The 10,520-nt window shown below is 63.9% G+C and carries 14 protein-coding genes and 1 riboswitch; of the genes, 5 read left to right on the forward strand and 9 right to left on the reverse strand.

Going from position 1 to position 10,520, the window contains the following annotated elements:
* Positions 1-18: 18 nt before the first annotated feature.
* Positions 19-147: a hypothetical protein gene (locus LB569_RS31850; protein ID WP_263494871.1), complete on the reverse strand. Its 129-nt coding sequence runs from the start codon at positions 145-147 to the stop codon at positions 19-21.
* A 33-nt stretch (positions 148-180) separates the two neighbouring features.
* On the opposite strand from LB569_RS31850, the gene LB569_RS21380 reads away from it, so the two are divergent.
* A complete protein-coding gene (locus LB569_RS21380) occupies positions 181-810 on the forward strand; it encodes an alpha-ketoglutarate-dependent dioxygenase AlkB family protein (protein WP_140702904.1) in 630 nt (209 codons plus the stop codon).
* A gap of 51 nt (positions 811-861) precedes the next feature.
* Here LB569_RS21380 and LB569_RS21385 read toward each other — a convergent pair whose 3' ends face one another.
* From LB569_RS21385 to LB569_RS21420, 8 genes are all read right to left on the reverse strand, one after another.
* Positions 862-2,331, reverse strand: coding sequence for a nucleotidyltransferase family protein (locus LB569_RS21385; RefSeq protein ID WP_224693975.1), 1,470 nt, complete (start codon positions 2,329-2,331; stop codon positions 862-864).
* Positions 2,331-3,008 (reverse strand): glycosyltransferase family 2 protein, encoded by a 678-nt coding sequence (locus LB569_RS21390; protein WP_224693976.1) that lies wholly within the window; start codon positions 3,006-3,008, stop codon positions 2,331-2,333. The genes LB569_RS21385 and LB569_RS21390 overlap by 1 nt, the downstream gene beginning before the upstream one ends.
* Positions 3,008-3,760, reverse strand: a complete 753-nt coding sequence (locus LB569_RS21395; RefSeq protein ID WP_224693977.1) for a glycosyltransferase family 2 protein — start codon at positions 3,758-3,760, stop codon at positions 3,008-3,010. Before LB569_RS21395 ends, LB569_RS21390 begins: the two co-directional genes overlap by 1 nt.
* A 55-nt stretch (positions 3,761-3,815) precedes the next feature.
* Positions 3,816-4,568 (reverse strand): glycosyltransferase family 2 protein, encoded by a 753-nt coding sequence (locus LB569_RS21400; protein WP_224693978.1) that lies wholly within the window; start codon positions 4,566-4,568, stop codon positions 3,816-3,818.
* On the reverse strand, positions 4,565-5,614 hold the full coding sequence (locus tag LB569_RS21405) for a serine kinase (protein WP_224693979.1): 1,050 nt from the start codon (positions 5,612-5,614) through the stop codon (positions 4,565-4,567). The genes LB569_RS21400 and LB569_RS21405 overlap by 4 nt, the downstream gene beginning before the upstream one ends.
* A gap of 33 nt (positions 5,615-5,647) precedes the next feature.
* A complete protein-coding gene (locus LB569_RS21410; RefSeq protein WP_224693980.1) occupies positions 5,648-6,079 on the reverse strand; it encodes a PqqD family protein in 432 nt (143 codons plus the stop codon).
* Positions 6,080-6,220: 141 nt separating this feature from the next.
* Complete coding sequence (locus LB569_RS21415; RefSeq protein WP_224693981.1) at positions 6,221-7,321, reverse strand: hybrid-cluster NAD(P)-dependent oxidoreductase; 1,101 nt, start codon at positions 7,319-7,321, stop codon at positions 6,221-6,223.
* Positions 7,322-7,341: 20 nt separating this feature from the next.
* Positions 7,342-8,589 carry an aromatic ring-hydroxylating oxygenase subunit alpha gene (locus tag LB569_RS21420; protein ID WP_224693982.1) on the reverse strand — a complete coding sequence of 416 codons (1,248 nt, stop codon included), beginning with the start codon at positions 8,587-8,589 and terminating at the stop codon, positions 7,342-7,344.
* Positions 8,590-8,702: 113 nt separating this feature from the next.
* Positions 8,703-8,905, reverse strand: a riboswitch (cobalamin riboswitch).
* A gap of 485 nt (positions 8,906-9,390) precedes the next feature.
* On the opposite strand from LB569_RS21420, the gene LB569_RS21425 reads away from it, so the two are divergent.
* The 4 genes from LB569_RS21425 (at position 9,391) to LB569_RS21440 (ending at position 10,460) form a co-directional block, all read left to right on the forward strand.
* Positions 9,391-9,594 (forward strand): DUF680 domain-containing protein, encoded by a 204-nt coding sequence (locus LB569_RS21425; protein ID WP_140702895.1) that lies wholly within the window; start codon positions 9,391-9,393, stop codon positions 9,592-9,594.
* Positions 9,595-9,666: 72 nt separating this feature from the next.
* Positions 9,667-9,873 carry a DUF680 domain-containing protein gene (locus tag LB569_RS21430; protein ID WP_224542414.1) on the forward strand — a complete coding sequence of 69 codons (207 nt, stop codon included), beginning with the start codon at positions 9,667-9,669 and terminating at the stop codon, positions 9,871-9,873.
* 68 nt (positions 9,874-9,941) lie between these two features.
* Positions 9,942-10,148 carry a DUF680 domain-containing protein gene (locus LB569_RS21435; RefSeq protein WP_224693983.1) on the forward strand — a complete coding sequence of 69 codons (207 nt, stop codon included), beginning with the start codon at positions 9,942-9,944 and terminating at the stop codon, positions 10,146-10,148.
* 66 nt (positions 10,149-10,214) lie between these two features.
* Positions 10,215-10,460: a DUF680 domain-containing protein gene (locus tag LB569_RS21440; RefSeq protein ID WP_140702892.1), complete on the forward strand. Its 246-nt coding sequence runs from the start codon at positions 10,215-10,217 to the stop codon at positions 10,458-10,460.
* Positions 10,461-10,520 lie beyond the last annotated feature (60 nt).

A 10,520-nucleotide genomic window follows, 5' to 3' on the forward strand; every position in this document is an offset into this window, starting at 1 on the left:
TTCAAAATCTTGACTAAGTTAATCATCTTTATCCGTCAACGCCTCTGGCTGATTTGGTGAGACGAATTCACCGCGCATTCCCGCCTCGGCAATTTCAGTGAAATCGACGACTGCTTTCGGGTCGCCCTCGGCGTCCGATGGTGGCATCTTGCGGGTCCGAACATTCGAAAGGTGAGCCAATTGCTCGTTCTGCCCAAGGGCGTCCGCCACATGCCGGCCCATCTGTCTCGCGAGGTGCAGGAGGCGCTGGTCGAGGACGTCAGGGCCATCGTCCAGCAGGCGCCGCTGTTCGTGCCGGCCATGCCGCGCACCGGCAAGGAGATGAGCGTGCGCATGACCAATTGCGGTCCGCTCGGCTGGGTCACCGACAAGGAACGCGGCTACCGCTACCAGCCGACGCATCCCGTGACCGGGACGCCATGGCCGCCCATCCCCGGCAGTCTGCTCGACCTGTGGCGGCAGGTGTCGGGCTATCCGCATCTACCGGAGGCCTGCCTGATCAATTTCTACACGCCCGACGCGAAGATGGGCCTGCATCAGGATCGCGACGAGGCCGACCTCTCGGCCCCCGTCGTCTCCGTCTCGCTCGGCGACGACTGCCTGTTCAGGGTCGGCCAGACGACGCGCGACGGCGCCACCAAATCGTTCAGGCTGAAAAGCGGCGATGTCGTCGTGCTTGGCGGCGAGGGCCGTCTTGCCTTCCATGGCGTCGACCGCATCTACCCTTCGACCTCGGCGCTGCTCAAGAACGGCGGCAGGATCAACCTGACGCTGCGGCGGGTAACGAAGCCCGACGGGAACACCGTATAGCCGCGGGCGCCTCTACCGCGCTCCGGCCCTGCTGCCTTTGGCGGCGACGTCTCAGCGCAGCGGCGAAAAGGCCGCCGAGACCAGCTGGAAAGGCAGCGCGCCATAGGCCGCGACCGTTGCCTGGTCTTCCCATTGGCGGAATTGCCGGGACGGTCGCGCCTCCAGCGTCAGCGCGTGATGTCGGCCGTCGAGCGTCACCTTGCCCCGAAAATGCAGCACCCGGTCGCCTCCGGACCGGCTGATGGCCATGGCGCGCAGGCGCGCGACATGGTGATCGTCGGCATTGATCTCCATTTCGATGCGGCGCCGGATCGGCGGAACACTGACCCGGATCGTGATGTCCAGCATCATGTCTCCGGCCGTCGGTGGGCAGGGTATGGCTTGGGAGAATGCCGATGGCGAGGCCGCGCCCAGCGGCACGCGGCTGGCGCGGCGGCCACGCCAGGCTTTGGTCGGCGGTTCTTGCCGCAGCCGGCCGCTCTTGCGTCTCAGCCGCAACTGCTTGGCAAACCCGCGCGACAGCCAGGCCAGCCTGCCGAAATCGGTTCGCGGCTTGGCCTGCAGCACGGCCGACCAGCGCGACAGGCCGGTGCGGTCGGCCATCTCCAGCACGCGCGCCAGCACCCTGTCCGGCACCGTCACGCCAATCTCGAGCGCTAGGTAGGAGAGCGCCACTGCCGCGGCAACGGCAAGGCGCCGCCTGGCGACAATATCGAGGAACACGTCCCAGTCGACGTCGCCGGCACGAATGGCCACCGCGCAATCGACCAGCCAATCGCTATGCGTGTGGGCGTCGAGCCCGCCATGCGCTATCGCCAGCGCGATGCGGTCGGCGGGCGACGGTACCAGCACGCCGACGTCGCTGAACTCGGCCGCCGCCGCCCGCCGCCAGATCGCCTGGTCGTCCTCGTCGCTTTGCTGGGAACCGTCATAGGCGAGTTGGTGCAGGTCGATATCGCCATAATTGCCCTTGAAGAAGTTCATCGAGCGCAAGGACGCCAGTCTTGTCCTCAGATATTGCGGGCTCACCCCGGTGGCGATCTGCCAGTCGCGCTCGCGCAGCACGTCGAACGCCGCCGGCATGTCCTGCGACCGGACCAATATGTCGATGTCGTGCGCCACCCGGCCCCGCTGCGCCGACGCGTTCAAGGCAATGCGGCTGGCACCCTTGATCAGCATCACCATGCATCCGGCGTCGGTCATCGCCTGCAGCGCCGGTTCGGCCTCGCGCATCGCCATGCGCGACTTGGTCCACAGCATCTTTTGCAGGCCGACAAGACGTGGATAGGCGGAATGCCCGGCCAATTTACGGCCGAACCGGTCGCAGATGGCGGCCAGCAGCCGATGCTCCCTGAAGGAGACGAGGTCGATGTCGTTCGCGCTCAGCCACTCCATCGCGCAACCGGCGGCCGCGTCGTCGTCGGCAAGAAGCGCCGCCTTGAGCAACTGGTCGAGCCCGCCCGTCGGCCAGGACCAGCCATAGTCCGGGAAGCGTCGGCCGATGCGGCGAATGCGCGCCATCAGCCCGCGCCGGCCTTGTTTCGGGCCCGCCGCAGCATGGCCAGCCGCGCCACTTCCAGGTAGCCGCGGTCGCGCGTGGCATCGCGCCCGTAGGACAGGCTGCCGGGTCTGATTCGACGCAGCGCCAGCACCTCCTCGATCATGTCGAGGGCAAGGCCCGCCTCGCGTGCCCGCGCGATCCAGTCGATCATCTCGCCACGGCCGCCCGGCGGATCGACGACGGGTCCGACGGTCTCGGCAACCTCGCGCCGGATCAGCATCGTGGTCCGCGACCAGCCGGGCAGAGCCGCGCCTTCGGGCGCATCTGGCCGATCATTGCGGAAATTCCGCCATTGGCAGAAAACTCCCGATGCCGCGGGAAATCTCTCGAGATGCGCGAGCTGTGTTTCGATCTTGGCGGGCAGCCACAGATCGTCGGCGTCGAGCGTCGCGATGAACGGCGTCGACAGCGCGGCGATGCCCCTGGTCGTGGCGCTGCCCGGCCCGGCATTTGCCTGGCGCAGCAGGCGCAGCGGCAGGTCCGTTCCGCCGATCGCCGCGGCGAGGTCGTCGGTCGATCCGTCGTCGACAATCACCACCAGTTCAGGCCGCACCGTCTGGGCCGCGACCGACCGCAGCGTCTCGGCGATAGTGTCGCTGGCGTTGAAGGCCGGTATGACGACGCCGTATCCGTCCATCACAGGGAGTGCCAATCTGTCAGTTTGTCCAGCTCGAAGATACCTTCGATCGGCCGTAGCGACGGGTCGGCCTTGCGCCGCTTCATGGATTTATAGATAGCGCGCAGGAATTCCCGCGACTGGACGTCCTCTTGCCTCGTCATGTTGCCGGCATGCCGTCTGTAGTAGAGTGCGACCGTGTCGGGAAGCACGTATCTGGGGCCGATCTCAAAACCGCGCAGCAGGTAGTCGGTGTCTTCGGCCTGGACGAAATCCTCGTCGAAATCACCTATGCGCGCGACGAGCCGGCGCGCGAAGATCGCCGCCGACAGGTGAATGCCACGAATCGTGATGCTGTTGCTGTCCGCCGTGGGCTCCAGGATCCCGTCATCGATCTTGTCGACCAGCATCATCCTTGAGTAGGTCAGATCGAGATCGGGATTCTTCCGGAAAAACGCGACATCCGCCTCGAAGCGCCCGGCCGGCGAGATGTCGTCCGAATCGAGGAACGAGACCAGGTCTGCCTCGGGCTTGAGCAGCCTGAGCCCGCTGTTGCGCGCCCGCGTCACCCCCATGTTCTCTTGCCGGAACAGCCGGATGCAGGAATGATCATGCATCATCGCGCGCACGGCCTCGACCGAACCGTCGGTCGAACCGTCGTCGACGACGATGATGTCGAGATCGGCGGCGTCGCCTTGCCTGAGCAGCGAACGCAGCGCGGCGCCCACATAGGCTTCGCGATTGTAGACCGGCATGATCACGCTCAGCCTCATCCGCGACCTCGCGGCCGCTGCTGCACCATCCGATTTGATCGCGAGATATACCGCATTAAAGCACCCGCCAGTCGGGCGAGCTCTTGAGCTCGAAAATGCCGGGAATCTCACGCAGGGATGGGTTGGCCCTGCGTCGCCGGATCGATTTGTGGATCGCCCGCATGTGGTCGCGGAGCCGGCTCTCGCGCTTCCCGGTGATATTGCCGGCATGGCGCCTGTAGTAGATCGCGACCGTCTCCAGAAGGCGGTAATTCGGACCCGTTTCGAAGATGCGCAACAGATAGTCAGTGTCCTCGCACTGATCGAATTCCTCGTCGAAATAGCCTATGCGATCGATAAGCGCCCTGCTGAACAGGCCGGTGCTCATTGAAATTCCGCGCAGCGTTACAGTGCGACTGCCCGCTACCGGCTCCATCCTGTCATCGTCTATCTGCTCGGCCAGGGTCATCAGGGAGTAGGTCAGGTCAAGGCCCGGCTCGGCCTTGAAGCAAGCCAGATCCGTCTTGAAGCGTCCGGCAAGCGAGATGTCGTCGGAATCGAGGAATGACACAAACCCGGCATCCGGCGGCAAGTGTCTAAGCCCGGCGTTGCGCGCCCTCGCGACGCCCATATTGGGTTGCAGGACCAGGCGGATGCAGGACGCCTCGCGCATCGCAGACCGTATCGCCTCCACCGAGGCGTCCGTGGAGCCGTCGTCGATGACGATGATGTCGAAGTCGGCGTCAGCGCGCTGCCTGATCAGGGAGCGCAGCGCCGAGACGACATAGCGCTCGCGATTGTACACCGGCATGATCACGCTGAGCTTCACGAGAGGCCTCGCGTCAGGAAATTCTCGATCGCGCCGGCGATTTCTGCCGGGTCGGTGCCGAGGGACAAACGAAAGCACGGCAAGAGGCGGGTCAATTCGCTGAAGAAGCGAAAGCCGCTTTCGCGCTCGCCCGGCATCTGGGCGATGCCGGACGGCGCCAAGGCAATCATGGCATCCCTGCGTGACACCGGCATGATCGAACTTGCTCCGCCACCGCTGATATGTGGCACCACCAGCGCGACGATGTCCAGCATCGCGGGCACCGGGCGGGGCGTTACGTCGCCAATGTGAAACGTGTGCTTGCCCTGCCAGTTCAGCGGGCCTTGCTCAGCCAGCCTCTGTTGCAGGCCCAGCCGCGCGAAACCTCGCGCGTCCTGTTTCAGGGTGGAGAAAAGGGGCCGCGCGGTCACGCCCCCGACGAGATCGATCAGCACATAGTCGTCGCCGACACTGTCGAGCCCATTGAGCAGGCCGGCGGCGACAGTGCCGGATTTCCCCGCCCCGCCCGCGCCGGCGAGCAGGATACCCTTGCCGTCGATGCCGAGCGTGCCGGCATGGGTCAGCCGCATGCCGCGCGCGGCATATTCCCAGTGCAGGAAGGCGCGCAGCGGCGCCCCCGGCTCCCAGGGCGGAAAGGCATCGGCCGACGCCATCAGCTGCACGCCAACGCTACGGTGCGGATCGTAGATCTGCCAGAAATCCAGGTCGTGGAAATAGTGGCCGCGCAACCCGGCTTCGGCGAGCCGTTTGGCAAAACCGTGCTCGGTGAAATGCGCGTCGCCCCATCGCGCGGGCTCCGGAATGCCGTGGATGCCGGGATAAGCGATGAAGACGCGGCACGCGGCCGGTTCGGGCCGATCACGTCCGGCTTCGACAAATGCATGGCCCAGTGCATCGGCAAGCACGCCGTGACCGAGATGCACGGTCAGTTCCAACAGGGGCAGGCTGACCTTGCATGTGGTCGGATAGCGCAAGCCCGCATTTTCGGCGGCGGCGAGGAGATACCGGCCGTAATCGGGCAAGGTTTCCAGCGTGACGCGCGGCATCAAGCGCCTTCCATCACGGCAGCGGCCGGCCCGTCAGGAAGCCTGCTTGACCGCCGGCCAGCCGAGTGGTTCCTCGACCTCGTGGATGGGATCAATGACGATCAGGTCGGCGAGGTCGTCGTGAATGCTCACATCGAGCGGCTCGTTCGTGGCGGCCAGCTCGGCGGCCAATTCGTCCGGCAATGGCTGCACCGTCGCGTCGGAAGGCACCAGCAAGCCCAGTTCGAGCAATTGCGCTATGAAGTGATCGAGTTGGGCCTGGCCTATTGTCGAGCCGCCCGCGGTAAGCCCGACCAGAGCCCGGGCGTCCATTCCGGACGAAAGTGCCTGCCACACCTTGCTGCCGGAATCGGAGAAGCCGAAATACTTGCCATTCGCAAGGTTGAGCACCACGGCCTCGCCATCGAAGGATTCGAAAACGATATCCCGGCTCGCAACCGCATAGGCATGGGATTCATGCATCATTGTCGCCCCGCTTAGCATTCCTGCCCGCCAGCAGGACCCGTTCCACCGACAACGCCTGTAAACTTTCGGTTGTTCCTTGGCAAGGTAACCTTTGCCGGTAAGGCGCCGGCCATATGCGGGATCAGTCGAAGGCCAGCCGGATCAAACCTCGATTTCCAGTGCCGACAGTGGCTTGGAACAACAGGCCAGGATGAAGCCGTCGTCGATCTCGTGATCGAGGATGCCGCCATTGTGGCTCATCTCGACGGCGCCGGAGACTTTCTTCACCTTGCAGGTTCCGCACAGGCCGAATTCGCAGGCTGCCGGGATCCGCACGCCCGAGGCGCGGGCCGTCTGCAGCACGGTCTGGCCGGCGACGCACTCGGCATCGACGTCCGACATCGCGAAGCGGATAGGTGTTGCTGCTTCGACGGGAGCTGCCGCACCGTCCTGCTCCGGCGAGGCGAACGGCGCCTGGATTTCCTCGACGGTCGGCGCGGCAAAGCTTTCCTGATGGTATCTCGCCATGTCGAAGCCGGCGGCCTCCAGCATGCCGCGCACAGCACGCATGAAGGGATCGGGGCCGCAGCAGAAGATCTCGCGTTCACGGAAATCGGGCGCCAGCAGCGGCAGCCGGATGGCATCGATGCGGCCCATATGGCCGTACCAGCCCTCGCGGCTCGACCGCTCCTCGATCATGAAGCCGAGCGACAGGCCCGGCATGTGGCCGCCCAAAAGTTCGAGTTCCTTGCGGAAAATGATCTCTTCGGGACGCCGCGCGCAATTGACGAAGCCGACATCGGTCCAGGGCGCGCAATCGTTCAGCCAGCGCAGCATCGACATCATCGGCGTGACGCCGGAGCCGGCCGAGATGAACAGATATTTCGCCGCCGGGTGGCAGTGCAACGAAAAATCGCCGCTCGGTCCATAGGCCTTGACGTGCGAGCCGGGGGTCAGGTGATCGAACATCCAGCGTGTGCCGATGCTGCCTGCCTGCGCCTTCACCGTCACCGCGATGGAGAACGGCCGCGACGGTGACGACGACAGCGTGTAGGTGCGCATCAGCGGACCGTCCGGCGTCGGCAGTTCCAGCGTCACGAACTGGCCCGGCTTGTAACGGAACCAGGTCTGGTTGTCGGAGCGGAAGGTGAAGGTCTTGACGCCGGGCGCCTCATCGCTGACGCCGGTCACTTCCAGCACCTGCAGCCTGTCGTTCCACGGCGCCATCTGGTCGAGATGGCGATAGAGGCCAAGGTCGGTCATGGCATTCATCCCTCAGCCTCTCATGCCACGCTGCGCAGCGCCGGCCGGCCGCCTTCGGCAAGGCGCGGGCCGATGAAGCGCGCGTACCAGTCGACGAACTGGATGACGCCGCCTTCATGCAGCTCCGAATAGGGGCCGGGCTCATAGGCCGGCGACAGGATGCCGAAGGCGTTTTCCTCGACGATGCGGCGGTCCTGGTCGTTGGTCTCGGTCCAGACATGGGTGAGGTCGGCGAGATCGTAGTCGACGCCCTCTACCGCGTCCTTGTGCACCAGCCATTTCGTCGTCACCGCCGTTTCTGTGGCGCTGACCGGCAGCACACGTAAGGTGACGGCATGATCGACCAGGATATGGTTCCAGGTCGTCGGATAGTGGTAATGCATCAAGGTGCCGATCCGGTCGGCCGAGACGCTGTCGGACAGGTTCTTGCTCACCGCCCGCTTGCCCGTCATCGTGTAGCTCTGGGCATCGCGCAGCAACGGCGCGCGGGTGGCACGGTATTGTCCAGCCGGGTCGATGCGGAATTTGCTGGGCAGGCCAACAGCCTCGCATTTGGCCCAATGCGCCAGCATTTCCGGATCGCTGTCGGCGCCCTGCACGCCGGTCACGGTCGGCGCTTCCGGGAAGGTCTTGCACAATTCCGGATGATTGCCGGCGCAATGGTAGCATTCGCGGTTGTTTTCCCAGACCAGCTTCCAGTTGCCCTTCTCGATGATGGTGCTCTCGAAGGCGATCTTGGCCTCGCTGAGCCGGTGCGGCTGCAGATAGGGCTCGATCATCGCCCGCATCGGCGCGAAGTCCGCCGGCTCCTTGGCCAGGCTGATGAAGACATAGCCGGCGACGCTTTCGCAGGCGACTGGCTTCAGCCCGAACTGGCTCTTGTCGAACCCGTCGGCCATCTGGCGGGCGAACAGCAGCCGGCCGTCAAGCTCGTAAGTCCACTGGTGGTAAGGACAGACCAGTTTGGCGGCCATGCCTTTGTCGCTGTTGCAGACGCGGCTGCCGCGATGACGGCAGGAATTATGGAAGGCGTTGATCTTGCCCTGCTGGTCACGCACCAGCACGACCGGATAGTCGCCGATCTGCACGGTGATGAAGCTGCCCGGCTTGGGCAACTCGCAATCATGGCCGATGAACAGCCAGTCGCGATACCAGATCAGCTCCATGTCCAGCTTGAAGTAGTCCGGGTCGGTATAAAAGGGCTGTTCCAGCGAAAAGCCTTGTCTGCGGCTGTTCAAGAGCCTCAGCATGTCGTTGCGCGCATCCATGTCCTGTCCTCATTTTCAAGGACTGAACTGGTGGTGATGGAGGAAGGATTGAGCGCAAGCCGGCAAAAGCCGGACAAACATCATCCGCCCCTTGACCGCCCACCGCGATCAGTCGAGTTCTAGCGATCTCGGGCTGGTTTCCGGGCTCTGGAGTCGTCCTTGCGGACCATCGCGACACCTTCCCAGGCCTTCGCCCAGTGGTCTCCCGTTGCGACTTGAACTCCACCACCGTTGCGGGGGCAGCGCCGGAATCTGACCGGCTTCCCAATTCTCCGCTCCGTCGTCACGCAGCGGCACCTGAGATGGAATGATTTAATCACGACAGGGTTTGCGACATCGGCATGAAAGCGACATCGCCTCCATGCGGCGCGACACGCATGCTGGATGGTTCCGGCCGATGGAGGCGTCTTTATGGGAAGCCGCGCCGGCACCGTTTTCGACCCGTTGCCGGCGGCGAAAAAGGTTAACGGTTACGAAAAGTGACTATTAGCAGATTCTAAAATCGAACCGAACGGTTCGTTTCTGTTGACGGTGCGTGCAGGACGGTGTGAACGCAGGGCCTTCGACACAGTCGGTGATCGAAGCGGTGGTTCCAGTTAACCGGTTGATATAGCGAAGAAAAACAATGGACGTAAAAGGGCCTGGTACAATTTCAAGTGGTGGAGTCATGGTCCACGCGGAACAACTTCGTGATTGGAAACGGCAAAGGTGCTCTCCCACATCGGGGCTGTCCGAACGACGCGATTTTTAATCCCAAGACACGCCGCTAGACGGACGGAAAAAATACTGGAGTACCCCAAAATGAAAAAGATTGTTCTCACTGCCGCAGCCCTTCTGGCTATTTCCGGCAGCGCCTTTGCTGGTAGCGACCATTATGGTTCGAGCGCCGCGACCCCTGCTGCCACCTCTGTCGACAGCTCGTACACCGCTTCGACCAAGAAGTCGCAGCCGGCTGCTCAGACGCCTGTCCAGGGTGCCGATCACAACCTCTTCGGCAACAACTAATAGCCGCTCCCCGGCACGCGGCGGGATTGCCCTGCCGCGCCGGTGGACGCCACAAATTCAGGAGTATTTAAGATGAACAAGATCCTCATTGCTGCCGCCGCCGTTCTGGCCCTTTCCGGCAGCGCCTTCGCCGGTAGCGACAACTTTGGTTCGAACGGTGCCAACCAGGCGGCTGTCACTTCGACCGACAACGCGGCCACCGCGTCGATCGGCAAGTCGGCTCCGGCCACCCAGGCGCCCGTTCAGCAGGGCAGCGACCGCAACCTCTTCGGTCACTAATCCCAATCCCACGGCCGGTGGGTTCGCCCGCCGGTCCGACTGATTTCAAAAATTCAGGAGTATTTAGAATGAACAAGATCCTCATTGCTGCCGCCGCCGTCCTGGCCCTTTCCGGCAGCGCCTTCGCCGGTAGCGACAACTTTGGTTCGAACGGTGCCAACCAGGCGGTTGTCACTTCGACCGACAACGCCGCCACCGCGTCGATCGGCAAGTCGGCTCCGGCCACCCAGGCGCCCGTTCAGCAGGGCAGCGACCGAAACCTCTTCGGTCACTAATCCCAATCCCGCGGCCGGTGGGTTCGCCCGCCGGCCCGCCGGACTTCAAAAATTCAGGAGTTTAAAATGAACAAGATCCTCATCGCTGCCGCCGCCGTCCTGGCCCTGTCCGGCAGCGCTTTCGCCGGCAGCGACAACTATGGCGCCAACGGCGCCAGCCAGCCCACGGCTTCGTCGACCGTCAATGTCGACACGTCGAATACGGCTTCGATCCGCAACAGTGACTCGCCGGTCTACAAGCTGCTCAATTCTTCGGGCGACGTGCAGAAGTCGGCTCCTCAGGGCGCCGACCGGAACCTCTTTGGTCGCTAACGGCCGAAGCGATATCTGAAAACAGAAGCGGGGGGGGGGGGGGGGGGGGGGGGGGGGGGG

The organism is Mesorhizobium sp. BH1-1-4 (genome assembly GCF_020165665.1).
Taxonomy (GTDB): Bacteria; Pseudomonadota; Alphaproteobacteria; order Rhizobiales; family Rhizobiaceae; genus Mesorhizobium.